This is a genomic window from Mariniphaga sediminis (assembly GCF_003573545.1).
Taxonomy (GTDB): domain Bacteria; phylum Bacteroidota; class Bacteroidia; order Bacteroidales; family Prolixibacteraceae; genus Mariniphaga; species Mariniphaga sediminis.
Map to the genome: position 1 here is coordinate 41,015 of NZ_QWET01000023.1, position 25,950 is coordinate 66,964.

Annotated in this window: 19 protein-coding genes; 15 read left to right on the plus strand and 4 right to left on the minus strand. The window is 41.1% G+C overall.

Annotated features, from left to right (window positions below; genetic code table 11):
• Positions 1-51 precede the first annotated feature (51 nt).
• Positions 52-978: an aldo/keto reductase gene (locus tag D1164_RS20660; RefSeq protein WP_119351811.1), complete on the plus strand. Its 927-nt coding sequence runs from the start codon at positions 52-54 to the stop codon at positions 976-978.
• 61 nt (positions 979-1,039) lie between these two features.
• On the opposite strand, the gene D1164_RS20665 is transcribed toward D1164_RS20660, so the two are convergent.
• Complete coding sequence (locus D1164_RS20665; RefSeq protein ID WP_119351812.1) at positions 1,040-1,807, minus strand: ThuA domain-containing protein; 768 nt, start codon at positions 1,805-1,807, stop codon at positions 1,040-1,042.
• Positions 1,808-1,921: 114 nt separating this feature from the next.
• On the opposite strand from D1164_RS20665, the gene D1164_RS20670 reads away from it, so the two are divergent.
• Together D1164_RS20670 and D1164_RS20675 are read left to right on the plus strand one after the other, a co-directional pair.
• On the plus strand, positions 1,922-3,160 hold the full coding sequence (locus D1164_RS20670; protein ID WP_119351813.1) for a M48 family metallopeptidase: 1,239 nt from the start codon (positions 1,922-1,924) through the stop codon (positions 3,158-3,160).
• A 98-nt stretch (positions 3,161-3,258) separates the two neighbouring features.
• A complete protein-coding gene (locus tag D1164_RS20675; RefSeq protein ID WP_119351814.1) occupies positions 3,259-4,500 on the plus strand; it encodes a competence/damage-inducible protein A in 1,242 nt (413 codons plus the stop codon).
• Positions 4,501-4,511: 11 nt separating this feature from the next.
• On the opposite strand, the gene D1164_RS20680 is transcribed toward D1164_RS20675, so the two are convergent.
• On the minus strand, positions 4,512-4,976 hold the full coding sequence (locus D1164_RS20680; protein ID WP_119351815.1) for a MaoC family dehydratase: 465 nt from the start codon (positions 4,974-4,976) through the stop codon (positions 4,512-4,514).
• A 223-nt stretch (positions 4,977-5,199) separates the two neighbouring features.
• Between D1164_RS20680 and D1164_RS20685 the strand changes: the two genes are divergently transcribed.
• The gene (locus D1164_RS20685) at positions 5,200-6,105 is read left to right on the plus strand and encodes a DMT family transporter (RefSeq protein ID WP_172594559.1); all 906 of its coding nucleotides are present in this window, start codon (positions 5,200-5,202) and stop codon (positions 6,103-6,105) included.
• Positions 6,106-6,149: 44 nt separating this feature from the next.
• On the opposite strand, the gene D1164_RS20690 is transcribed toward D1164_RS20685, so the two are convergent.
• Entirely contained in the window at positions 6,150-6,977 is an 828-nt protein-coding gene (locus D1164_RS20690; RefSeq protein ID WP_206611085.1) for a 3-keto-disaccharide hydrolase, read from the minus strand.
• Positions 6,978-7,388: 411 nt separating this feature from the next.
• Between D1164_RS20690 and D1164_RS20695 the strand changes: the two genes are divergently transcribed.
• From D1164_RS20695 to D1164_RS20715, 4 genes are all read left to right on the plus strand, one after another.
• Complete coding sequence (locus D1164_RS20695) at positions 7,389-8,501, plus strand: MraY family glycosyltransferase (RefSeq protein ID WP_119351818.1); 1,113 nt, start codon at positions 7,389-7,391, stop codon at positions 8,499-8,501.
• Positions 8,502-8,758: 257 nt separating this feature from the next.
• Entirely contained in the window at positions 8,759-10,846 is a 2,088-nt protein-coding gene (locus tag D1164_RS20705; RefSeq protein ID WP_147372247.1) for a hypothetical protein, read from the plus strand.
• 17 nt (positions 10,847-10,863) lie between these two features.
• Positions 10,864-11,925 (plus strand): DUF6340 family protein, encoded by a 1,062-nt coding sequence (locus D1164_RS20710; RefSeq protein WP_147372248.1) that lies wholly within the window; start codon positions 10,864-10,866, stop codon positions 11,923-11,925.
• Complete coding sequence (locus D1164_RS20715) at positions 11,922-12,941, plus strand: DUF6340 family protein (protein ID WP_119351822.1); 1,020 nt, start codon at positions 11,922-11,924, stop codon at positions 12,939-12,941. Before D1164_RS20710 ends, D1164_RS20715 begins: the two co-directional genes overlap by 4 nt.
• A 58-nt stretch (positions 12,942-12,999) precedes the next feature.
• Here the strand turns inward: D1164_RS20715 and D1164_RS20720 are convergent, their stop codons facing one another.
• Positions 13,000-13,638 (minus strand): RNA polymerase sigma factor, encoded by a 639-nt coding sequence (locus D1164_RS20720; protein ID WP_172594560.1) that lies wholly within the window; start codon positions 13,636-13,638, stop codon positions 13,000-13,002.
• A 186-nt stretch (positions 13,639-13,824) separates the two neighbouring features.
• Between D1164_RS20720 and D1164_RS20725 the strand changes: the two genes are divergently transcribed.
• From D1164_RS20725 to D1164_RS20755, 7 genes are all read left to right on the plus strand, one after another.
• A complete protein-coding gene (locus D1164_RS20725; RefSeq protein WP_119351824.1) occupies positions 13,825-14,400 on the plus strand; it encodes an RNA polymerase sigma-70 factor in 576 nt (191 codons plus the stop codon).
• A 216-nt stretch (positions 14,401-14,616) separates the two neighbouring features.
• A complete protein-coding gene (locus tag D1164_RS20730; protein WP_119351825.1) occupies positions 14,617-15,633 on the plus strand; it encodes a FecR family protein in 1,017 nt (338 codons plus the stop codon).
• Positions 15,634-15,831: 198 nt separating this feature from the next.
• On the plus strand, positions 15,832-19,239 hold the full coding sequence (locus tag D1164_RS20735) for a TonB-dependent receptor (RefSeq protein WP_119351826.1): 3,408 nt from the start codon (positions 15,832-15,834) through the stop codon (positions 19,237-19,239).
• 19 nt (positions 19,240-19,258) lie between these two features.
• Complete coding sequence (locus tag D1164_RS20740) at positions 19,259-20,866, plus strand: RagB/SusD family nutrient uptake outer membrane protein (RefSeq protein WP_119351827.1); 1,608 nt, start codon at positions 19,259-19,261, stop codon at positions 20,864-20,866.
• A gap of 313 nt (positions 20,867-21,179) precedes the next feature.
• A complete protein-coding gene (locus D1164_RS20745; RefSeq protein WP_172594561.1) occupies positions 21,180-22,649 on the plus strand; it encodes a CBM96 family carbohydrate-binding protein in 1,470 nt (489 codons plus the stop codon).
• A complete protein-coding gene (locus tag D1164_RS20750) occupies positions 22,650-23,891 on the plus strand; it encodes a glycoside hydrolase family 88 protein (RefSeq protein WP_119351829.1) in 1,242 nt (413 codons plus the stop codon).
• 12 nt (positions 23,892-23,903) lie between these two features.
• The gene (locus D1164_RS20755; protein WP_119351830.1) at positions 23,904-25,352 is read left to right on the plus strand and encodes a sulfatase family protein; all 1,449 of its coding nucleotides are present in this window, start codon (positions 23,904-23,906) and stop codon (positions 25,350-25,352) included.
• The last annotated feature ends 598 nt before the right edge of the window (positions 25,353-25,950 follow it).

Sequence of the window (25,950 nt, forward strand, 5' to 3'; positions counted from 1 at the left end):
ATTTTTCAATCAAATTTCCTGTTTTTTTGTTTTCATTAAAAACGAAGGGTTATGGAAAAGAAGAGACTGAGTTTACACCGGCGTAATTTTTTACGTGCCCTTTCTTTGGGCACTGCACATGTGTTGTTTTCCAATTCGTTGACTGCCTGCCAGACCAAATATGCGAGTATTGATCCGCTTCAAAAAGTAAAATTAGGTAAGTCGGGCCTTGAAACGACTTTACTTGGCATAGGCACTGGCGTTCATGCCGGGAATCGCTCGGCCTTTTTAACACGGCAGGACAAGCAAAAAAGTCTTTCACTGCTTCACCACGCATGGGAAAAGGGCATCCGGTTTTTTGACTGTGCCGATTCTTACGGAACCCATAGTCTGGTGGCAGAAGCCATGAAAAAAATGAACAGGGATGAGCTGACCCTTACTTCGAAAATTTGGGTGCGTGGGGGCGGAATCCCTGAACCTGAACGTCCTGATGCAGATATCGTGGTAGAACGCTTCCGGAAAGAACTGGATACCGATTATATTGATCTTGTGCAGATTCATTGTATGGTAGAAGAAAACTGGACGGAAACACAAAAAAGGCAGATGGATATTCTTGAAAACCTGAAAGCGAAGGGGATTGTCAGGGCGCATGGTGTGTCGGTTCATTCTCTCGAAGCTATGAAAGAAGCAGCCCGGAGTCCCTGGGTGGACGTCATTCACGTTCGTATAAATCCTTACGGAATTGCCATGGACAAACCGGACCCGGAAGAGGTGGTACAGGTGATTAATGAATTACATAGCGCGGGCAAAGGGGTCATTGGAATGAAACTGGTGGGCAATGGTAAGTTGCGCGAAGAAAGCGAAAAAATAGATCATGCTCTCCGTTTTGTGCTGGGACTTGAAACCGTTGACATGATGATCATTGGCTTTGAAAGCGGGAATCAGGTTGACAATTATCTTGCCCGTACCGAAAAAGCACTCACAGAGTTAAGAGGATAGTATAATAATTGAAGGACTTCTTTCCCTGAACACCACCTTCTCAGCCATCACCAGACAAAGGTTATTTGTCTGATCTTTTGACCACCCAGTTAATGGCGTTGGTAATATGTTCTATCACTTTTTTATCCTGAAAAGACTCATGCGTGTGTCCGAAACCAGTATAAAAGGTTCGCATTCCATCTTTTTCCTGCCACCAGATTATTGGGTGATCGCCCATTTCCCATTCGTCGTTTTTGTATTTTTTTACGGTGTTCTCGTCTAAAGTCGCCAGTACATTCACGTTTGGGCGTGGATTTTCTTTGAATGTGTACCATTCATCAAACGTGGTATAAGACTTCATTCCTTCAAATGGTTTCATGGCCGGATGATCGTGGCTTTCAAAAATAACAGTGGCTTCCTGGGCTGGTGGATGGGTTTTAAAATAGGCCCCAACCAGGTGCCCGTAATAGGGCCATTCGTATTCAAAATCTGCGGCAGCATGTATCCCAACCATTCCCTTTCCTTCTTCCATAAACGCCTCAAAAGCCGCCTGTTCATTTTGGTCCAGGGCATCTCCTGTTGGATTAAGGAAAATGACTGCATCGAATTTTGACAATGTTTCGTTATTAAAAAACGAAGCATCTTCGGTGGCTGTAATTACCCAGTTTTGCTTCTTGCTTTGATCGAATAACATTTTTAAGCCTGAGGAAATGGATTCGTGCCTGAACCCGTCAGTTTTGGTAAAAACCAGCAGGTGAGCGGCATTTTTATATTCCGGTTCCTTTGCCTGACCACACATGGCGAACGATAATAAAACAAAAACACTTAAAATCAATACTTTAAACTTCATGGTTGTTCTCTTTCAAATTATGGATTACAAGTTTACCAAAAAGACTTTAAAGGTAAGACATAAAAATGATAATTGTCAATTGTTATCTTTGCGTTTTACTGAAAAAAATTCATCATGCACGAAATTATATTTTGGGTAATCATAGCGATTCTTGTACTTGACTTTCTTTTTGAAAACTATTTGGAATATTTGAATACCAAACGGATGGGCACTCAACTGCCTGACGAATTGAAGGGGGTTTATGAAGCAGAGAAATATGCCAAACAGCAGGCTTACCAACGCGAAAACCATCGTTTTGGAATGATTTCCGGTACGTTTAGTTTTCTGGTGATTCTTGCCATGTTTGCTTTTTACGGGTTTGCCTTTGTGGACAGTATTGCCTGGAACCTTACTTCCCATGTAATACTGGCAGCTCTCCTGTTTTTTGGAATAATTATGTTTGCCTCCGACATTATTAATATACCCTTTTCTGTTTACGACACATTTGTGATTGAAGAAAAATACGGATTCAACAAAACCACTCCCAAAACATTTGTTCTCGACCACTTGAAAGGTTGGGTGTTAGGGGCTGTAATCGGGGGCGGGTTGCTCGCGCTTATTCTTTTTATTTACCAGAAAACACAAAGTATGTTCTGGGTTTACGCCTGGGGGGTAGTGGCTGCCTTTAGTGTGTTTATGGCCATGTTTTACTCCAGCCTTATTGTGCCTCTGTTTAACAAACAAACTCCGCTGGAGGATGGCGAACTCCGCGATGCCATTCAGGACTTTGCAGCAAAGGCAGGATTTAAGCTCGATAACATTTATGTAATTGACGGTTCCAAGCGCTCTACCAAAGCGAATGCCTATTTTACGGGATTTGGGGCTAAAAAACGAATTGTACTTTACGACACGCTTATCGACGAAATGGAAACCGATGAGATTGTGGCCGTGCTGGCGCACGAAATTGGCCATTACAAGAAAAAACATGTGACACAGGGACTGTTTATTTCGCTGCTGCAGACCGGAATTGTACTGTTTATTTTTTCGCTTCTTATCAACAATGCCTCCCTGAGTAAAGCCCTGGGAGTGGAAGAACCTAACTTTCATATCGGGCTGGTGGCTTTCGGTATTTTGTATTCACCGGTTTCATTTATACTGGGAATTTTTATGAATATGCTTTCCCGTAAAAATGAGTTTCAGGCGGATGCTTTTGCTGCACAGTATTTTAAACCGGATGCCCTTGCTGCGGCGTTAAAAAAACTTTCGCAAAAAAACCTGAGTAATTTAACCCCGCATCCGTTGTACGTATTTTTCAACTATTCGCATCCTCCATTGTTGGAGCGTCTGAAACATTTAAAAAGGTTTGAGAGTTAATTTTTTAAGATAATGGGAAAAGGAAGAAGATAGCCGGACTATTTCTATCCTTGTCCCCTAAATTTGTGTTCCGTTGTGTAATAACCGGATATAAAAAAATGAAAGCAGAAATTATAACCATTGGCGATGAAATCCTCATCGGACAAATTGTGGATACCAACTCGGCCTGGATTGCCGAACAGTTTAACCTGAATGGAATTGAAATTTACCAAATTACTTCGGTTCATGACGATACAGAGCATATTGCAGAAGCAATGCAGATAGCGGAGAAAAAAGCAGATCTGGTTATCCTGACAGGTGGACTGGGGCCTACAAAAGACGATATTACCAAGCATGCCCTGTGCGATTATTTCAATACAAAACTGGTTTTTCACGAACAAACTTTTGAAAATATCAAGAACCGGTTCAAAAACCGGAATATCGATCTGAATAAACTGAACCGTGACCAGGCAATGCTTCCCGGTGCCTGCACTGTTTTGACCAATAAAGTGGGATCGGCGCCGGGAATGTGGTTTGAAAAAAACGATACCATTTTTGTTTCTGTGCCGGGCGTTCCTTTCGAGATGAAATATCTCGTTGAGAATGAAATTTTGCCTCGCCTGCGAACCAATGGAAAAGCAAAAGCTATTTTTCATAAAACAGTGCAGACGCAGGGTTTGCCGGAGTCTATGCTGGCCGAAAAAATTGAAAATTGGGAAACTTCACTCCCGGAGAATATAAAATTGGCCTATCTGCCTAATCCTATGTCCGTACGCTTGCGGTTGTCGGCTATTGGGACTGATCTCGAAGAACTTAAAAGATTGGTTGGCGGTGAAATAGAAAAACTGAAGCAACTTATACCCGATTATATTTTTGGCTACGACAATGAAACGCTCGGGGAAATAACGGGACGGCTGCTGCGTGAAAAGGGCCTGACACTTGCGGTGGCTGAAAGCTGCACCGGTGGTTACATTTCGCACCTGATTACTTCGGTTCCCGGAAGTTCTGAATATTTCAGGGGAGGAGTTACTGCCTATTCCAATGAGGTGAAAAAAAGTTTGTTGGGGGTTAGTGAGCTTACTTTACAAAATTATGGGGCCGTGAGCAGCGAGGTTGTCCGGGAGATGGCTCTGGGTGTTCGAAAAAAGCTGGGCGCTGACTTTGCCGTTGCAACATCCGGTATTGCCGGTCCAACAGGAGGGACTGAGGAAAAACCGGTGGGAACAGTTTGGATTGCTATTGCAGGCCCGGAGAATACGATAACCGAAAAATTTATTTTTGGCGATAACCGCGAAAGGAATATTATCCGTTCCAGCCAAACAGCCTTGCAACTGTTAAGACGGCAGTTGATGGCAGTTTAGCGGGCAGGTTTTTATTCGAAGTGGTAAAGAAAAGTTACCAACGCGTCGTAAGCAGGCTTTTTTTGCCCTTCGATTTCCACCACAATTTTAACCTGGATTTTGGCAATTCCGCGCAGGTTTCTGATGTCTTCCAGCGAAACAACGGCCCGGATTTTATCGTTTACCAAAACCGGTTGCTGAAAGCGAAGTTTTTCAATGCCGTAGTTTACAATCATTTTTACGTTCCGAACGTCCACAATACAATACCAGAGATAGGTCAGCAGACTTACCGTGAGGTACCCGTGTGCAATCGTGCTTTTAAACGGAGATTCCTCTGCTGCCCGTTCCGGATCCGTATGAATCCACTGATAATCAAGAGTGGCATCGGCAAATTTATTGATTTGTTCCTGTGTAATCTGAATGTATTCCGAGGTGCCGATCTCTTTTCCCAGGAATGATTCAAATTCTTCGTAATTGTTAATGATTGTTTTTTTCATTTTGTAGTCGTGTATTTACGGCTGCAAAATAAGGCATTTTCCTGCTCTTTCAGAAGAAAAAAGGAAGACAACCGATGAAAACAAAAAATGAACCGGAACAATTATCAGAATTTTAACCCCACATGTTCCAACATTTTAGGCCGCCCATGTTGTTTGCAAATTATTTTCCACCTTTGCAGCTACTTTTTAGGTCATGAAGAATATATTTAAAAGCACAACATTTTTGGCGATACTTGCAACCTGGTTGTGGTCCACCGCTTTTGTGGGGGTCAAAATCGGGCTGGAATACCATACCCCATTCCAGTTTGCCGGTATCCGTTTTTTTATTTCAGGATTGTTCATATTTCTGTTGTTTGGCAAATTCAACCTGTTTTACTCACAGGTAAAAGCTAACTGGAGGTTTGTGCTTTGGATTTCGATTATTCAGATTTTTGCACAGTATGCCTTATTTTACAGTGGCCTTAACCTGGTGCCGGGAGCGTTGGGGGCCATGCTTATAGGCGCATCGCCATTGTTCGTGGCTATTGTGGCCCATTTTTCCATGCATAATGATAAAATGACGCCTTTAAAAACCTTCAGTATTTTGATTGGGGTTGCCGGAATTGCTGTCATTACACTGGGCCGGACAACGATTGAAATGGAAGGAGCGCTTAATCTCGAGTTGCTTGGAATAGGATTGCTTTTGGTTAATAATCTTGTGGCCGGATATTCCAACGTACTGGTTTCAAAATCATCGGCAGATGTTTCCCCTTTTGTCCTTAGTTCTACCTCGCTTATGGTGGGCGGAATAATGCTCTTTCTCGTTTCAATCCCGGCAGAAGGAATCAACATGGGCCCTTTTCCTGCTGAATATTATGTTGCTTTGGCGTGGCTCAGTTTTTTGTCGGCAGCGGCGTTCTCCATCTGGTTTACATTGCTCAAACGCCCGGGAGTAAAAGTTTCGGTTTTGAATGTCTGGAAGTTTTTGATTCCCGTTTCCGGAGCCATTTTAAGCTGGATATTACTGGAAGATGAAAACCCGGATCTTATATCGGTAATCGGAATGGTTATCATTGCAATATCCCTGCTGGCGCTGAACTTTGCCAATCGCAAAAGTGTAGCCACCAAAAGCCGGGCTACCCCGAAATAATTTATTTTCTGTAAAACTTGCTGATCTTATTTTTCAGGTTGTTTTTATTCCTCCAAAATGAGTAATTCTATTTTCCGGAAATCCGTCGGGTGGCTTTCCGCCTGAAGGGAAATAGTGCCTTGTGAAATAATTTTATTTCCGTCTGCTGGAAGCAGTTTTTCGTAATACTGTTCCCGCGGGTCGAGCTGGGGCTTTTCATAGCTCATTACTTCTTTACCTTCAATAAAATGCCGGATTACCTCGCCGCCTTTAACTTCTACTTCAACCGAAACCCACTGGTCTCCGTGAAACGTTTCAGACCCTGAATTTGTACAATGTTGTTCTATCAGAATACCGTCCATTTCCACATTGGTGCCTGGTGTGCAAAGGTTCATGGTAGATCTTTCATTTTTTCCGTTTCCTCCCAGTAACTGTACTTCAATGGAAACCGGGAAGTCCTGATCTATTTCCATCGATTCTGCGCTTTGGCCGTGGAGCATCAGTCCGTTATTCCGGTATGCCCAACCTGGCCCGCCCTCTATCTGTTTACCCACAAAGCGGTATTCTACCCGAAGCCGGTAGTGCGAAAACTCTCCGTCATAAAAAATATGACCGAACTGGCCTCCCCAGTCATCCCAGTCATCGTAGCGAACCCGCAGCAGCCCGTCTTCCACCCTGAATGTATTGTTTAAATTGTAGCCCAATTCATAACCGGTAAATTTGATTTGCCAACCCTCCAGGTTTTTTCCGTTAAACAGTGGAATCCAGTTTTCTTCCACCGATGCCTGAGCTGATTTTGTTTGTTCCTGTTGCGACTTTTTACCGGAATTACAGGCTGTTACCATCATAATCACTACAATAATCAACATTTTACAAAAAGGTATTATCCGCATAAGAGTTTCTTTAAATATTTATAGAAATTAGAATAAAATTGCGCAAATAAAGGTAACATAAAAATTTTTGAAGGTGCCATCGATTATGGAATTTTGTTGTGAGGCAGATTTACGGATTCTTCTTTTGAATAGCATCTTTCATTATTTAAATTCTTGTTTATTTGTGTTTTAAGAGGTGTTTGCGGTGCTTGTTAACAAAAAAATAAGACAGGATTGTCCTTTTTTCCGAAAAAAAATTACATCTTGCATACGTTTTACCATTAAATCAAAAAATATTCAAATATGCAAGACACAGAAGAAGATAATTAGATTGGAATGCAATTGAACAAAATGATCAGTTGTTGATGTTTCAAACACTACCCTAAAGGGTTTGAAAGCCATTGCCTTTATATAACACAAACAATTAAACACATGCTATTTACAAAGCTTTTTCTGAATTTGCTTTCGTTTTCTCTTGCTTTTTCAATTGTAATTATTACAATTCCCGCCATTTTGCGCGTTGCCCGGGCGAAAAAGTTATTCGATCCTTTTGACGACAGGAAGATTCACTCACAAACCGTTCCACCTTTGGGAGGAGTGGGGATTTTTCTCGGATTTATATTGAGTACTATTATTGCTTCCGATGGTTATGCTTTCAGCTCGTTAAAATATATTATTGCAGCCGTTATTCTTATGTTTTTTACCGGGTTAAAAGATGACTTGGTAGCGATATCGGCGCGTAAGAAGTTTGTAATACAGCTTTTTGCGGCCATTATCTTAGTGACTCTCGGAGAGGTGAAAATTACCAACTTATATGGTCTTTTGGGCTTTTACGAAATTAATTTCGCATTTGGCACGCTCATCTCACTGTTTTTAATGCTTGCCATTATTAATGCTTTTAACCTGATTGACGGAATTGACGGACTGGCCTCAGGCCTGGCCATAGTTGCCTCTTTCTTCTCCGGGGTTTGGTTTTTTATTGCAGGATACATGCCGTATGCCATCATGTCTTTTGCTCTATGCGGAAGCCTGGCCGGTTTTTTCCTTTTTAATGTTTTCGGGCACAGAAATAAGTTGTTTATGGGAGATACCGGCTCGCTGGTTGTCGGGATTATTATTGCCATTCTGGTTATAAAATTCAATGAATTTAACGCCGTTAGCAATGTCCCCTTTGCCATTGATGCGGCCCCGACGGTTTCATTTGCCGTTGTAATTGTTCCTTTGATAGATACGCTGAGGGTAATAGTCATCCGGATTTTAAGAAAGAAATCTCCGTTTTCACCGGATACAAATCATATTCACCACCGCTTACTGGTACTTTTCCCCAATCACCTGACGGTTACACTTATTATTATTTCAGCAAATATTTTTTTAATTGGCACCGCCCTGTTTTTCAATCACCTTTCCTTTAATGTAAATATGCAGTTTCTGCTCATTTTCCTGATAGGCGTGGCATTTTCATTTATACCGTCAAAACTTGTAGCCCGTCTTCAGATAAAAGAGAAAATGCAATTGACTTTGCTGCGATCGAAATCGGCCAGTTAGTGGCTTTGTATGGTAATGTTCCGGTTGGTTATTATCCAAATGCAGATTTTTTTGAATGTGCTTTTTTCGAAAATTAGAATAACCGCAGGGAACCTGCGTCAATAAAAAGGGGTACTGTCTGCTTTTGGGAAAGAGGCTGGCAAAACACTTTTCTCCCGAAAAATTTCTGCCCCGGAACCGGGAATATCACATACAATTCATCGTGATTCAGAACGGAGTTGTGTATATTTACCGCCGGTAATAAGAAAGGAATTATTTTGATTTCATTCGGTGTAAAATACTGGTTCGTTTTATTGCTTGTTCTATTGGTTGCGGCAACGGGCATAGTGCTTTTGTTGTATTTCAGGAATAAGGAAAACAGGGAGTTGACAAAAGGACAGCGCAATCTGTTAATGGTGTTGCGTTTTTTTTCGTTTGGGTTGATTGCCTTTTTATTACTGTCTCCATTTTTGAAGAGCCTGAAAAAAATGGTGCAAAATCCACTTGTTGTTACTGCCTGGGATAATTCGGGGTCAATGATTGCACCCGGCGATTCGGTTATGATTGCCTCCGAAATTTTAGCATTGAAAGATAAGCTAACGGAAGAAATAGGGAAGGAGTACACGCTGGTAAATTATTCGTTTGGGCAGGAAACAACACCGGATGGTGCATTGGATTTTTCGGGGAAACGATCGGATTACAGTCAACTTGTTTCTGATTTGGCAAACAATTATTTTAATGAAAACGTTGGTGCCCTCATCCTGGCAGGAGACGGGATATACAACCAGGGGAAAAGCCCTGTAAACATGCTGGAAGATATTCCTTTTCCGGTATTTACCATCGGGCTGGGAGACACTACCGAAGTAACTGACTCCCGCATTCAGGGGATACGGGTAAACCGCACCGCTTTTTCCGGGAACCGTTTTCCGGTAGAGATTGATTCCCGTTATTCAAAATTAAAGGGCCGTCCTCTGAAACTTACTGTACATGAAGAAGGTACAGAGGTAGCACAAACCATTGTTACGCCTCCCAATAATGATTTTTTTCATTCTCACCAGTTTATTCTTGAGGCGGGGACACCGGGCCTGAAAAAGTTTACGGTGTCTGTTGAGACGGCTGAAAATGAAAAAAATATAAAAAATAATACAACGACTTTTGTGATAAATGTCCTTGAAAACAAACAGAAAATATTAATTCTTTCAGATGGTCCGCATCCTGATATCGGAGTTGTAAAAAATACGTTGGAGCAACAAAAATCGTATGAGATTTCGGTTTTTACGGAGGAGCCTTACCCATCCAACCTGTCGGATTTCAACCTGATTATTCTGAACCAGTTGCCAACTTCCGGGATATCAATGGCTGGAATTATAGGCAACGAAGCCAATCAGCGGGTTCCGCTACTTTTTATAGTCGGGGACAAAACGTTTATTCCACAGTTGAACGCCCTCTCGACCGGAGTGACCATTCAACCGCTTGCCGGGTTGGCTGAGGAAGCGCAGGCTGTTATTAATCCGGCCTATGCCACCTTTTCGTTAAGCGAAAGTTTCAGGGAAGTTCTTCCTAAATTTCCCCCGCTGTTGGCGCCTTTTGCAAATTATAGCCTCGATCCCGGATTGTCCCCCCTGCTTTTTCAAAAGGTAAAAAATATTGAAACCGGAAAACCGCTTTTGGCTACCGGCATGCTTAACGGACGAAAAACAGGGTTTCTTTTGGGCGAAGGAATATGGCGCTGGCGACTAAACAATTACTTTCAGAACCAAAGCCACATTCAGTTTGACGAACTGATAAACCAGCTTGTGCAGTACCTTGCGCTTCGGCAAAATGAAGATAATTTTATTATGGACTATGAACCGGTTTATGCTGAAACCGATCATGTAGTGCTGAATGCAGAAGTTTATAATGATGCCTTTGAGCGGATTACTTCGGAAGAAGTGACTGTCGTAATTGAAAACGAGCAGGGGGATGAATTGGATTTTACCTTTGATGTGAGGGGAGACAGTTACCAACTGGATGCAGGAAACCTGTCAGTAGGAAATTACAGTTTCACCGCCGAAGTAACCGTTGGCAGTGAAACCTATACTGAATCCGGGAATTTTGCAGTTACTGCTGTTAATATTGAAAATATTGTTACACAAGCCAACCATCGTATGCTGTATCAACTGGCTGTGCAAAGCGGGGGCTCTTTTTATCCGCCTTCCCAGGCAGAGCAAATTATTGGAGATTTAAAAAGCAGCAATACCCTGAAGCCGGTAATCCGTTTTCAGGAAATGATAAACGAACTTCTAAACCTACGCTGGTTGTTTTTTGTTCTGTTATTATTGTTAAGTGTGGAATGGTTTTTGAGGAAGTTCTGGGGCATTTACTAAATGGAGGATTTTGCAGGATGATCAGGAAAATTAAAATCAAAGAAACAGTAAAGTTTACCGCATTGCTTTTGATGGCGGCGCTGTTTTTTTCTTGCGTTTCAACCCGTACATTAGTTATCGATATTCCCCTTCCGGCAGAAAATGCCCTTCCACCATCCATCCAAAGCTTTACCCTGGTTTCTCAATCAGTGAACGAGAATTACACAGACCTGGATTCCGACTCGTTGCAAAAAATATTTTACAAACAACGTTTTAATTTCGATACGGTGGTTTACGATCTGCAAATGGCTGATACAACCATGAAAGCGTTGGGCGAACTGCTTTTTGAATCAGGTCGTTTTGATTATGTCATTCCGGAAAGCCGATTTCTCGAATCGCCCAAAACTTCACTTTTCGCCACAGAAATGCCGTGGGAAGAAGTGAATGATTTATGTGAAACCTTTGAAACGGATGCCGTACTATCATTAGACCATTTGAAAACGAGGGTTTTTACAGAATACGACAACGAAACTTTTTTTGATCCTTTTCAGGGAGGTTTTTTATCGGCTGCCACTGCAGATATGAAAATATACTACGAGGCGCTCTTCAGAATTTATGATCCGGAGGAGGAGAAGATACTCTTACGTGAGTTTATAAGCGATACCCTCTATTGGGGAGACTCAGATGCCACTGCAAGGGATTTGTTTAGCCGGTTTACCCCGGTAAAACAAGCGCTTACTGAAACCGGTATTGCTCTTGCTCTGGAACTCTCGGAAAAAATTGCGGTCCGTTGGAAACCTGAACGAAGGACGTATTTTGTTACAGGGAATGCCGGGCTGAAACAGGGTAACCGGTTTGCCAGTCAGGGAGACTGGCTAATGGCTGTTTCACAGTGGAAGAAGACGGCAGATGAAACAGGTTCCAAAGCATTAAAAAGCAAAGCCCAGCTTAATATGGCGTTGGGCTATGAAATGCTGGGCGATGTAGACAGTGCCATTCAATGGGCGCTGAAGTCATACAATATCATGTATCGCCCGCTCACTTACGAGTACCTGCAAATTTTAAAACGACGAAAAAGTGAACTAAAAGAAACGAAATGAACCCTCGGTTTCTTCCTGCATTAATACTTTTGTTTTTGTCAGCCTGTACGGTTTACAAAGAATACCCTATTGAGGTTTACACCCCGGGTGAGGCGCCTGTCCCATCCGATACCCGGAAAGTGGCGGTTATTTACCGAAATTTCAAATATCCGGGAGATACACTCCTGCATTTTTACAGGGACGATTCCCAACTGATGAAATCCCAGAGTGATCCGGTGGAACTCGACAGTTTGTTGGTAGCTACCTGCTTGAATAAACTGGCCGCCAGTCTGAAGAACAATCAATCCTTCAGCGAAGTGCGAATTCTGCCCTACCATACTTTTAAAAGGCATACCGGTGAAGAGCTGATTGATTTGCCGGCTGATTTGGCAAAACAAATAGCCAACGCCTCAGGTACCGATTTAATATTATCGCTTGAAACTTTTTCCTCGTTTTTTTCAGGATACCCTGTCTCCTTTGGTGTTCCGAAAGCGAGCGAAGTGGTAACCGTGGCTGTTTGGAGTATTTATGATCCGCAGAGGAGCTTGACGCTGGAGCGAAAAACCATGATTGACACTATTTACTGGAATGGTTACGACAACAAAGGGAATTACCTGGAGAATTATGCACCTCCGCCGCGCTTAAATGCATTGCATATTGCCGCCGCATTATCCGGGGAGAACTATGCCAAACGTTTCTATGCTACCTGGCAAACCGTCGACCGCATGTACTCAGTGCCTCCTTTGCCTGATTTCTCAGGAGCCGCGTATTATTTTGAAGAAGGGGAGCTGGGTAAAGCCATCATCCTTTGGAAAAAATATTCGGATGAGAAAAGCGGGAAGTTGGCCATTAATGCCCGTTATAACCTGGCGCTGGCCTACGAATTAAAAGACGATCTGCTTACTGCACAGAAATGGTTGGCGGCTTCGCTTGACCTGGCACAAAAACATCGCAGTTCTAAAGACATTCGCATGATCAAAGCTTACCAGAAAGTGCTGGAAAAAAGGATAAAGGTGTTAGAAACAGTGGAGCAATAAGTGGTGAATTTTTAAGCTCCGGAGTTACATCAGTAATACATTGTTTGCAGACTTCTCTTTATGCGGGCATAACGGGAGGGGTGGAGGAGACGTCAGTCCAGTTGCCATTAGAAGAAAATGGATACACCCCGGTTTTGAGGATTTCGCTTTTTATTAAAAGCAGGAATAAATTAAAATCTTTTGGATCGAGCATCTCCTTTAACGCTTTGTAGGCACGTCCCATCTGGGTTTTGACCGTATTTCTGGAGATATCCAGTCTTTCCGCAATTTCATTGTAGCTGAGCGACTCAAAAACTGCCAGTTCCAGTACCATTCTGCATTTGTCAGGCAATTTTTTAACGGCGTGGTAAAGCCGGATATACTGCTTTTGATGATCAAAATCCTTGTCATCCCCGGGTGCCTGGAAATCGATGGTTAACGGTTCAGTCAATAATCTTTTTTTTCGGAAATGATCGATGATACTGTTGTGAAGGATAAAGAAAAGGTAGTATTTCACTGAAGATTGAATCTCAATTTTTTTCCGGTTTTCCCAAAGTTTTATAAAACAGTCTGAAACCAACTCTTCTGCTAATCCGTTATTTCCGTTGGTTGACTTAACTGCATAAAGGTACATCTGATGAAAATACCTGTTGTGCAACTGTTTTAATGCAGTTCTGTCACCCTGTGTAATATGTATCCAAAGATTATTGTCTTCCACAATTGGTTTGTCAGATTTAAAAACAAATATAAGCCATACGGGTAAAAAAAAGACAATGATATATTAAAAATGTTTTTGGAATGAAACAAAACGGAGCAGGAAAACCCCGCAGAAAAAATCCAATGGCTGTTTTGCTTTTATCGTTGCAAACCATTTTATTTGCAAAGACTTATTCTTGTGAAATTAATGATAGATATTGCTGATCCAAATATTTTCAGGCATATCCGGGAAGGAGATGAAGCTGCATTTAGCCGTTTATTTGATGGTTACTATTCTTCTTTATGCTTTTTTGCCCATAAATATTTAGGCGACATGGATCTGTCCCGTTCACTGGTACAACAGGTTTTTGTGGATTTGTGGGTAAAGCGGGAAAAAACTAAAATTATTTATACCGTAAAATCCTATTTGTACCAGACTGTAAAAAACCGGTGTATCGACTTTTTGCGGAAAGAAAAAAGGACGGCAGATATTCCAGAATCTGCTGAAATACAAAACCAGGTACCTTTTCGTGATTTGGTAGAGGAAGCTGAACTAAACGATCGCATCAATCAATCCATTAACGAACTTCCGGAAAAATGCAGGGAAATATTCCTGCTATGCCGTTTCGAGGGGCTGAAATATGCTGAAATTGCCCAAAAGCTGAATATCTCTGTGAAGACAGTGGAGATGCAAATGGGAATAGCCCTGAAAAAAATGAGGGAAAATTTATCTGATTACCAGATGGTTAATCTGCTTATTTTTGTCTTTTCGAAAAAAAAATGAATTTCGTTACAGGGTAAAATCTTTTTCTTTCGTCGTAGTATTAGTTGTCTAAATCTGTAAAGGTCGAGTAAAATGATTATACATTTTGTTTTTAGCGCCGTGGTATGTATCGAATTGTATCGGGTTTAAGCTTAAGAGACAGAAAGGAGCACCGCATTTAAGATGCGATACGGCATTAAAATCAGAATGAATTAAAATTGGATCAATAGTAAAAACGTGAACGAAAACAAAAAATATATTGATATTCTTATTGGCAAATCCATTTCGGGAAATGCCACATCAGATGAAATAAAGGAACTCCGGGAGTGGGTCGCATCCGCTGAAAATAATCACCTTCTTTTTGAAAGGAGTAAAAAAGTATGGGATAAAGGAGATCGTTTTATCCCGGCAGACGCTATTCAACAGGATAAATCCAGACTGGGTATGGAATACAACAGGTATCTTTCTGAAAAAGTAAAAAGGATCAGGCGTCAGTCGTTTATATACAAAATGGCAGCTATTCTGGCCTTTCCGGTGGCCCTTGCCATTGGTTTATATTTTTTTGGAGCCCCTGGTAATTTTGGTTCTGTTTCAGAACAAGTTTGCGAAGTTATTTCCCCCAAAGGACATGTGGCCAAATGTATTTTGCCTGACGGTACGGAAGTGTGGGTAAACACAGGCTCTTCCATAACCTATGATGCGTCCGGTTTTAATCAAAATAACAGGGAAGTCCGGTTAGAGGGAGAAGCGTATTTTGAGGTGACTTCCAATAAGAAAAAGCCGTTTAAGGTGATTACCCCCCATGCAGATGTGCGTGTTACCGGAACGGCGTTTAATGTGGTTGCCTATCCGGGAAATGGTATTTTTGAAGCGGTGCTGGCTGAGGGGAGTGTGCAGCTACAGCTAAAGTCAGGGAACAGAAAAGATTTGGAAATGAATCCCGGGCAGCGAGTCATTTTTAATACAACAAATCAGGATTTGGCTATTCAGGAAGTGGATGCCAATATATATACCTCCTGGCGTAACGGCGAATTGCTTTTTAAAGATGCCACTTTGAATGACCTGATAAACGAACTGGAAAGAATTTATGATATACAATTTCATCTGACGCCTGAAAACCTGGGTGAATTCAGGTTCAGGGGTATGTTTAGCTATAACAACAACCTGATTGAGGCGTTGGAAAAAATAAAACGGACTTCAGGGATTAGATATTATATTGAAAACAAGGAAGTTTGGCTCAGAGAATCTAACTAAAAAAACAAAATGCCTATGAAAAATGGATGAAAAATCAATTTGACCGGGAGAAGGGTGGATGAATCATTTTACGGTTTTGAATCGTTTAATGGTTTGTACTCAAAGAAAAGAGGGAAACTGTGGTGGCTTTCCCTCTTTACAAACTTCATTAGCCCGATAAAAGCTAAATCAGTTATTTATTAAAAAACATGTAAAAGTATGAAAAAAAATTTAGAACAGTTGGGGAGATTTAATCCCGGCTTAAAAAAACTATTGTTGATTATGCGGTTAAGTATATTACTCATTTTAATGGCCGTTTTTTCCTCCACAGCCAGTGTATATTCACAGGTGACGAGACTCACGATAAAAATGGAAAATGCGCGTATTGCCGATGTGTTTGATGCCATCGAAAACCAATCCGAGTTTTTTTTCTTTTATAATCGCGATTACTTCAATGATAACCGGATTGTTTCGGTAGATGTAAAAGATAAAAAAATTGAGGAAGTACTGGAGAGTCTTTTTAAAGGGCAGAAGGTGAATTACGAGATATTAGACCGTAACATCCTGATAAAAGTCCCTGCTATTTTCCCCGGTATTTCCCGGGATATGCAACAGCAACAACAAACAATTTCAGGAAGGGTCACCGATTCCGGCGGCCAGCCTCTGCCCGGGGTAACGGTTGTAGTAAAAGGTACTACACAAGGGACTATCACCGATGCAAACGGCTCCTATTCCCTTTCTAATATTCCTGGTGATGCAACTTTAGTATTTTCTTTTGTAGGGATGAGAACTCAGGAAATTCCTATAGACGAGAAGTCATCAATCAATGTTGCTCTTACTGAAGAAACTATTGGTATCGACGAGGTTGTTGCAGTAGGATATGGTGTGCAGAAAAAAGTAAACCTAACTGGTGCAATTTCAAGTGTAACTGCTAAAGAATTGGATGCCCGTCCAATTACTAATATGTCGAATGCACTTTCGGGATTGGCAACTGGTGTTTATGTAGCACAGGACGACGCTCAGCCTGGTAAAGACGGTGCGACCATACGTATTCGGGGTGTAGGAACATTGAACGATTCCAATCCATTGGTTCTGATTGATGGCATCGAGTCATCAATGAGCGATATCAACCCAAATGATGTAGAGAGCATTTCAGTATTGAAAGATGCGGCTTCTTCTGCTATTTATGGTTCAAGGGCAGCAAACGGAGTAATCCTTATCACGTCGAAAAAAGGCGATAAGGGAACACTAAAAGTAACCTACAGTGGATATTATGGAGTACAGTCAGTAACCAAGAAAAAAGACTATGTAACTGATTTTGCCACCTATATGGAATTGGGTAACGAAGCTTATGCCAATGTAGGCATGGCACCTCTTTTCGCCCAATCGGAAATCGACTTATGGAAAAATTCAAACGATCCGGTTTTAACACCCAATGTTGATTGGGTTGACGTATGGTTTGGCGATCCTGCTGCCTTGCATTCTCATCACCTTGGCTTTTCGGGAGGTACAGAAAAAACACGATATAATTTTTCTGTTGGTTACCTTGACCAGAAAGGTATTACTCCAGATACGTGGGCTAAGCGTTACAATTTCCGAATGAACTGGGAAGGTTCACTCTTCGATAAATTAAAAGTAGGTACCAATATGTCAGGTTCGTGGAAGGATCTGGAAGACCTTGACTGGGCTGAGATTTTTCATCAAATGCCTGGAATACCTTACGAACGCAATGATGACGGACGTTATGGTTATGCACAAGCGTTGGGAGCAGGAACGGTAAATAATCCAAGGGCTCAGTGGGAAAGTCGTAATGATTTCGAACGCCAAATCCGCTTCCTTGGTAAGTTTTATGTGAATTGGGAAATCATCAATGGGCTGACATTTTCTGAAAACATTGCAATTAACTATAACAATTTGCTTAACCGTACTTTCCAGGGCGAAGCTGAACTTTGGAACTTCAGCGAAAATATGGTTATGCGTAAGCTTGGTAATCCTGAAGCGGCTAATAATAGTAACAACGAAAATTTTACAGTTACCAATTATACTACCTTAAATTATACTAAAACGTTTGCTGATTCTCATAATCTGAAGGTATTGGCAGGTTACAGTTATGAGGAATACCGTCTTGACCAGTTTGAGGCAAGTATCAAAGAATTCCATAACAATGAATTGCAGGTGTTGAGTGCTGGTTTGGAAGATCCTCAGGTTGCCGGTACCGCCAGCGAATGGACATTAATGTCAGGATTTGGACGTTTGAATTACGATTACAAAGGAAAATACCTGTTCGAAGCCAACATTCGTTACGATGGTTCTTCGCGTTTTAGTCAAGGGAAAAAATGGGGGGCTTTCCCATCATTTTCTGCCGGATGGCGTATGTCGGAAGAAGAATTTATGGGGAATATAGGCTGGTTAGACAACATGAAACTTCGTGCATCGTGGGGTAAGCTGGGAAACCAGAATATTCTTTTAGCTGATAGAAAACCCAACTATTATCCTTATCAAACAGTATATACGCTCGGACAAAACTATACTATGGGGGGCTCTGTAACTTCAGGTATTGCATCTACCGCTGTTGTTAATTCCGACATTGAATGGGAAAGCACAACTACTACAAACATTGGTGTTGATGCAACTTTGTTCGGTAAGTTGAATGTAACAGCAGAATATTATAACCGCTTAACTGATGGTATTCTTATAGGAATGCAGATACCAAAAACAATGGGCAATAAAGCCAACCCGGTTGTAAACCTGGCCGAGGTGAAAAACTACGGATGGGAATTAAGTGCCAGTTATCAGGATAGCAAAGGCGATCTTAAATACTCTTTGGGCTTTAATATTAGTAATGTAAATAACGAGGTTACCAAATACCAGGGCGAAGTACGTTCCGGTGGTAATTTTGTAACCTGGGAAGGACATCCTTACCGCTCAATGTATGGTTATGTTTGCGAAGGAATCATCCGTACCCAGGAAGAATTGGATGATTTAAATGCCAGGGCCAAAGAATTGTCGGGTAACGACAAGGCATATTTTATTACCAATAAAACCCGCCCCGGCGATTTAAAATACAAAGATCTGGATGGAAACGGAGTAATCGACAGTAACGACCGCGAAATTATTGGTAATACCATTCCTAAATACACCTATGGTGTATCGTTAGGATTAGAGTATAAAGGATTAGATTTTAATGCTCTTCTTCAAGGGGTATATGGACGCGATTCATACCTTGAAGGTGTTGGTGTTTTCCCAATGGGTATTAATGGTGATCGGGGACAAATTCCAACCGAATGGCTTACCGAACGGTACATTCCTGAAGATCCGTCGACATGGGAAACAGCTACTTTACCTCGTATTGTAAATATTGGCAGTCACCAGGATAACTACAGATTCTCAACTTTCTGGAAACAGGATGCTTCGTTTTTACGCGTAAAATCTGTACAACTGGGATATACTGTTCCGAATACAATGGCATTTGGAGTTGACAGAATCCGGGTATATCTCAGTGGGGAAAACCTGCTTACATTCACTAATTTCGAAGGTTACGATCCGGAAAGAGGTCAGAATGCTACAGGTATTACAGAATATCCGTTGCAGAAAACAATTACAATGGGTGTACAAATTTCATTTTAAATTAAGGGAGGAATAGATTATGAGAATAAAGATATTGATATTTACAGCTTTAGTAATGCTGTTTGCAGCTTGCGAAGATGCACTTGACAAGCAACCTTTGGATAAAATTTCGGAAGCTACTTTCTGGCTTTCACCTGCAGATGCAGAGGCTGGTATACAAGCCTGTTACGATGCCTTGCAATGTGTTGGAACAAGTAAAAATCTGAGTTATGAACTATGGGGATTAATGGATTGCTTTACGCCTGTGGCTCATGCGCGTGACGGAGGAAGATTTCAAATCGCAAGTGGAACATTCGATCCCAACAACGCAGTGGTTTTAGAAGTATGGTCATCAGCTTACAGGGGAATTGTTCGTTGTAACGATTTTCTGATGCATATTGATGATATTCCATTCGCTGACAACGAAGCAGGTCGTAAAAGCCGGATGAAAGGTGAAGCTTCTTTTCTAAGAGCTTTATACTATTATCAGTTGACCATGATTTTTGGTGATGTTCCGCTTATTCTTGAAATCCAAAGCGTTTCGGAATCAATGGTTGAACGCACACCTCAGGCTCAGGTAATTGAGGCTATTTATGATGATTTGGATGTTGCAATTAACTCACTTCCTGAAACCTATTCAGGAAGCGATATAGCACGTGCATCAAAAGGGGCGGCTCTTACTTTAAAAACAAAAGTTCAGTTATTAGCAGAAGATTTTGCTGGTGCGGCTGCCAGTGCAAAACAAGTAATCGATAGCAACGTATATACCCTGTTACCGAATTTTTCCGACGTTTTTAACTGGCAAAATGAAAACAATTCAGAAGTAATCTTTGATATCCAGTTTATTTCTTTTGTCAAAGATGGTGCTACTTTTGATAAGATGTATGCAACCCGGGCACATTCCGCCTGGGGATGGACCTGGATACACCCATCACTTTGGTTGGTGGATAAATTCGAAAAAATTGAAGAAAATCCTGAATATACCATTGAAGACAACCGTATTCAGCCAGAAGTTTACGATTATTTCGAAGGCCGTGATCCTCGTCTGGACTGGACAATCATTAGACCGGGTGCACATACTGTTGTAGAAAAAAATATAGATGTTCTTTATCCTTATGGAGTTACGGGATATACGCACAGCCGTACAGGTATGACCGTTCGCAAAACAATTATTGAAGGTGATGGAGGTATCGCTTACGATTCGCCAAACAATTGGATTCTTTTCCGTTTGGCTGATGTATTACTGATGTATGCCGAAGCAAAAACTGAGACTCTAAGCGGAACTATTGCAGATGCTTCGGTTTACGATGCTATTAATGAAGTGCGTGCAAGGGCATCAGATAAATTACCATTGTACGAAGTTGGTACGCTGACAAAAGAAGAGATGCTGGAGAATATCCGTAACGAGAGTATTCGTGAGTTAGCTATGGAAGGCTGGTTGTATCCTCGTTTTAAACGTTGGGACTGGCTAAAGTTAAATGATGGTTTTAAAGTGATGGGGATGAAAACAAATGGTGACATTTGTACGTTTGCAGATTCTCCTATTCTTACCTGCCAGTATTTTGACTACCACAAATGGTGGCCAATTCCACAAAGCGAAAGGGACATAAATCCGAACCTTACTCAGAATACAGGTTATCCTGAATAAACAAGACTATTCTGTATAGAATAGTTGATATAGACAATACTTTGTGAAGTATGGTATTCCTTTGTCTTAAAGAGGAATTACCGTACTTCATTTAGTCAGTTACCGGGGATGAATTTCGCTGTTGGACTTTGTGATAGCCTTTTATTGACAAAGGCTTCTTTTTTACTTTCAAATATCGCTTAATATGGATATGCTAGGATTTCGGTTTATAATAACTATGTTATTTATAAGCACTTTTTTCTATGTTAGAGCTCAACCACCTGAGGGTTCCAATCCTGTTTTAAAATGGCAAGATGAATTTTCTGGGTCAACATTGGATACCCAAAAATGGACTGACCGGGGAGAAAACTACAGGGCAATCAGAAACCATGATGGAACTCCGGTTCATTGGAGATATGAAAAGGACAATGCCTATGTTGAAGATGGTAAACTGGTATTGACGAATACCAAAATTACAGCAAGCGCCGATACTGTTCTTGCTGCAGCCGTATCGTCGGCAAATCTGTTTGAATCTACATATGGTTACTACGAGGCAAGAATAAAGATTGCTCCAACCGAGGATGGGTGCCATACCGCTTTTTGGTTGCAAAGTAAAACCATGGGAAGTATTGGAAATGGCGGAAGTGATGGCGCTGAAATTGATATTTTAGAGTCTGCTTTTACTACAGATCATTACCAAAATGCGATTCACTGGGATGGATATGGAGAGTATCATCGTACTTGGGGAAAAAAAGTTGAAGCAAATATTCACGATGGGGAATTCCATAATTATGGGCTGGAATGGGGTCCCGGCTATTACAAATATTATTTCGACGGTCAACTTAAATCAACTTATATTGGGGAAGGTGTCTCGTCATCTCCTGAATATATTATCTTGTCAACAGGGGCAAGTTGGGGCGAAGGGAATGCGCATACCGGAACTTTTCCAAATTACGCATATATCGACTGGGTAAAAGTTTATAATATCAGTTACAGCGATATGAATAACATCAGTGAACAAAGGGTATATACTACAGATGATACATATACTTATGGTTCTGATTCCGGTACAAACAAAACACATGGAAACGAGAGTAAGATAATTGTAAAGCAGGGAGCTACCGTTCCATATGTAAGATTGGGGTTTCTTAAATTTGATATTAGCACTTTAACAAGTGATGTAAAATCAGTAAAATTACAAGTCACAGCAAAGTCCGTTAATGAAGCCGGGCAAACAATAGATTATAATGTCTCCTATATTAGTAATGACAACTGGACCGAACAAAGTTTAACCTGGGACAATAAACCTGATACCGATGGTTTTGTTGCAGGGGCTACTATTGAAAATGAAAAAATTGAATGGGATATTACTTCGCAGTACCTGAATAACCTTAGTGATGGGAAGTTATCATTTCAGATCTCATCTTCTGTTGAAGGTCCGGCACAGGTTGAATTATATTCAAAAGAGGCTGGCTCAGAACTGGATGCACCTCAGCTTATTATTGAAAAAATTACGACCTCTGTAACAAATCAAATAGATAAGGATAATGCTCCAATCAAAATATATCCTAATCCAGCTAAAAAAATAATTATGGTCCAGTATAAATCCGGCGCAAGCGAAAATGTAACCATCGCCTTATACGACGTTTCTGGTAGGCTGGTATTAAACAACTCCACTTTTGTTGATCAGGGAAATAATAACATTCAATTACAAGTTGGAGATCGAATAATGAATGGGTTTTATTACCTAACATTAGCAGGCAAAGATCAAGCATATACAAAAAAAATAATTATCCAAAAGTAAATGAAAATAATAAGACTATTACCAGTCATAATAATATCTTCTTTGCTGATAGCATGTACTGTAAAAGAAAAGTCTGTGCTCAATCAAAAACAAATGGATTTTATTGAAAAACAGTTTGAAAACACCCTGGCAATTGCCCGGGATTACACTCAAAATCCAAGAACTATAAAAGAAGATGGTAGCTTGAAAACCGTTGGTATTTACAACTGGACCAGTGGTTTTTTTCCGGGCAATTTGTGGTACATGTATAAACTAACAGGTGACGAAATTTATAAAAACGGGGCCGTAAAATGGACCGAAGTATTGGATACCATCCAGTACTGGAGCGGGAACCACGATGTGGGTTTTATGATGTATTGCAGCTATGGGAACGGGATGAAGTTTGCCGGACTCGACTACAAGGACATCCTGGTGCAAACAGCCGAATCGTTAAGCAAACGTTACAGCGACAAAACCCTGGCCATCAAATCCTGGGATTACCGTAAAGCCTGGGACGGAAAAACAGAATGGTTTTATCCGGTAATCATCGACAATATGATGAACCTGGAGCTACTGTTTGAAGCCAGCATTTTAAGCGGCAATAACAAGTACCGGGATATTGCAGTGCAGCATGCCGAAACCACCATGAAAAACCATTATCGTGATGATTATTCGTGTTACCATGTGGTTGATTACGATACAATCACCGGTGCTGTTTTGGACAAGGCAACCTGCCAGGGATTTACTGATGAATCAGCGTGGGCACGCGGACAGGCTTGGGGGTTGTATGGTTATGTTTTGTGTTACCGGTACACAAAAGACAAGAAGTTTCTCGATTTTGCTGAAAACATTGCTGAATATATACTTCACCACAAAAATTTGCCGGAAGACCTAGTTCCCTACTGGGATTACAATGTGGCAGATGAAAGCTTCGTTCCCGAGTGGCAATACAATCCGGCTGATTACCCTGAGATACCACGCGATGCTTCTGCCGCAGCGATTACCTGCTCTGCATTATATGAATTAGCCGGATACTCAGCGAATAAAGAAGAACTTTTGTCTGCTGCTGACAAGATACAGGAAGCACTTCTTTCTCCTGCATACATGGCATACAACGGCAAAAACAAATATTTTATTTTGGATCATAGTGTAGGCAGTATCCCTCATGGTGTTGAAATTGATGTGCCATTGGTTTATGCTGATTACTATTTATTGGAATCTATTTACAGGAAACAACAAATCAAAAAAGAAGAAAAATTTTAATCGCATTCAATCATGAAATATCAAATCATAGTTTCATTGTTTATTTTGGTTTCAGTATTTTCCTGCAAAAATGAAAAAGAAAGCAAAGTTTCGGAAGAAAAGCCCAACCTGCTGTTTATTTTTGCCGACCAGTATCGCCGGGCATCATTGGGTTTTTTAAATGAAGATCCGGTGATTACGCCCAATATTGACAATCTGGCTATGAACGGAGTGTTTTTTAGCCGGGCTGTAGCAAACCATCCACTTTGCAGTCCTTACCGAGGCATGTTAATGACGGGTAAATACCCGCTTTCCAACGGGGTTATAGCCAACTGCAATTCCAGCCGCACGGCTCATGGAAACTATCTTAAAAAAGATGAAACCTGCTTTTCAGATGTGCTGGCGCAAAACGGGTACAGTGCAGGTTATGTTGGTAAATGGCACCTCGATGGCCCGGAACCAACCCTGCCGGGAGAACCCGTCGAATGGGATACCTGGTGCCCTCCTGAAAACAGGCATGGCTTTTCATTTTGGTATGCATACGGAACACACGGAAGGCATAATAATCCATATTATTGGGAAACTCACGCAGGGGAAAATGAAAAAACAACTGTTAACCAATGGTCTCCCGAACATGAAGCAGATGTTATTATTGATTACCTGAAAAACAACAAAGGGCAGCGAAAGCACGACAAACCTTTTGCCATGTTTTGGTCTATTAATCCGCCGCATACACCTTTTGACGAGGTTCCTGAAAAATACAGACAACAATATTCAGGACAAGACTACAAAGCTGTTTTAAACAGGGCAAACGTACAGTACTCTTTTAATACAGAACTTAAAAGAGGCGATAAAGGTGTAGAACAAAAAATACATTTGGCGCCCGATTATTTTGCCATGGTAAACGGAGTAGATGAGCAAATAGGCCGTGTAATTGATCAATTGAAACAAATAGGGTTGTATGAAAATACCATTATCGTTTTTTCATCCGACCATGGTGAAATGTTGGGCAGCCATGGTTTGATGCATAAAAATAACTGGTTCCGGGAAGCATATGAAATTCCATTTATTGTGCACTATCCGGAAAAAGTAAAAGCAAAAACAGATGATTTGATGATCAGTGTACCAGACTATATGCCAACCATGCTTGGCTTAATGGGGCTGGGTGAAAAAATACCTGTAGCAGTAGAAGGAATTAATTATTCGGATGTTTTTTTTAATAAAGCTGTTAACCGCCCCGACAAGCAATTGTATTTTGGATCCGAACCTGCAGATCCATCTTCAGGAACAAGAGGTTTTAGAAATGAAAATTACACTTTTGCAGTAGTAAAAGACAAAGACGGGCAAAAGTTTTATTACTTGTACGACGATAAAAATGATCCGTATCAGTTGACCAATGTTTGGGGCAACAATCCGGAATTGGATCAACAGATGGAAACAGAATTAATGGCTTTACTAAAAAGGATGAACGATCCGTGGTAAAAAGGAAAGAAGTGCAGGGCTCCTCGCTATTGAGCGGTGTGCCGTGAGTAAAGGTAAATGTTCTTTTATGTGGCTGTAAATTAAGATGGAGGAACAGACCACTGACGAAAAATGTCATGGTCTGTTGACCCTCCGGAGTCTCTCTGCAGGGAATGGCTTTTACCGGTTTTTGGGAAATAAAACTTTTGCCCGTAGCACGAACAACCTGGCAGCTTCTCACAGAGCTGTCAGCGTTTATAAGGAGTACCACCCCAAACCATTCACCCGGCGAACTCAAGTCAATAGATGAAGGAGTAGCTGGCACGTTGGAAGACTCCACTTCACCTGGTTTGCTAACGAAAGGTAGCGGAAAAACCAGGTGTAGCGAATAAATCCGTAACAAAAACCCGCGATTAAATATAAAGCTGTAGGAAAGAACAGGAAAAGAATCTTACCTGTTCCTTTTATCAGGGATAACATTGAAAGATGTAATGTATTTACAGGAATAAAAAATAAAATAGTTTTGTAAACCAGTAAATACTGGATAAACATTTACACCTATCAGAAATAAAAGTTAAATCTGTCAAGTAATTCCAGAAAGTAAACCGCTTGTTTCGTA

Excerpts from the sequence above, each read along its gene's own strand:
- D1164_RS20660 (WP_119351811.1), top strand. The coding sequence starts at position 52 with ATGGAAAAGAAGAGACTGAGTTTACACCGGCGTAATTTTTTACGTGCC.
- D1164_RS20665 (WP_119351812.1), bottom strand. The coding sequence starts at position 1,807 with ATGAAGTTTAAAGTATTGATTTTAAGTGTTTTTGTTTTATTATCGTTC.
- D1164_RS20670 (WP_119351813.1), top strand. The coding sequence starts at position 1,922 with ATGCACGAAATTATATTTTGGGTAATCATAGCGATTCTTGTACTTGAC.
- D1164_RS20675 (WP_119351814.1), top strand. The coding sequence starts at position 3,259 with ATGAAAGCAGAAATTATAACCATTGGCGATGAAATCCTCATCGGACAA.
- D1164_RS20680 (WP_119351815.1), bottom strand. The coding sequence starts at position 4,976 with ATGAAAAAAACAATCATTAACAATTACGAAGAATTTGAATCATTCCTG.
- D1164_RS20690 (WP_206611085.1), bottom strand. The coding sequence starts at position 6,977 with ATGCGGATAATACCTTTTTGTAAAATGTTGATTATTGTAGTGATTATG.
- D1164_RS20695 (WP_119351818.1), top strand. The coding sequence starts at position 7,389 with ATGCTATTTACAAAGCTTTTTCTGAATTTGCTTTCGTTTTCTCTTGCT.
- D1164_RS20710 (WP_147372248.1), top strand. The coding sequence starts at position 10,864 with ATGATCAGGAAAATTAAAATCAAAGAAACAGTAAAGTTTACCGCATTG.
- D1164_RS20715 (WP_119351822.1), top strand. The coding sequence starts at position 11,922 with ATGAACCCTCGGTTTCTTCCTGCATTAATACTTTTGTTTTTGTCAGCC.
- D1164_RS20725 (WP_119351824.1), top strand. The coding sequence starts at position 13,825 with ATGATAGATATTGCTGATCCAAATATTTTCAGGCATATCCGGGAAGGA.
- D1164_RS20735 (WP_119351826.1), top strand. The coding sequence starts at position 15,832 with ATGAAAAAAAATTTAGAACAGTTGGGGAGATTTAATCCCGGCTTAAAA.
- D1164_RS20740 (WP_119351827.1), top strand. The coding sequence starts at position 19,259 with ATGAGAATAAAGATATTGATATTTACAGCTTTAGTAATGCTGTTTGCA.
- D1164_RS20750 (WP_119351829.1), top strand. The coding sequence starts at position 22,650 with ATGAAAATAATAAGACTATTACCAGTCATAATAATATCTTCTTTGCTG.
- D1164_RS20755 (WP_119351830.1), top strand. The coding sequence starts at position 23,904 with ATGAAATATCAAATCATAGTTTCATTGTTTATTTTGGTTTCAGTATTT.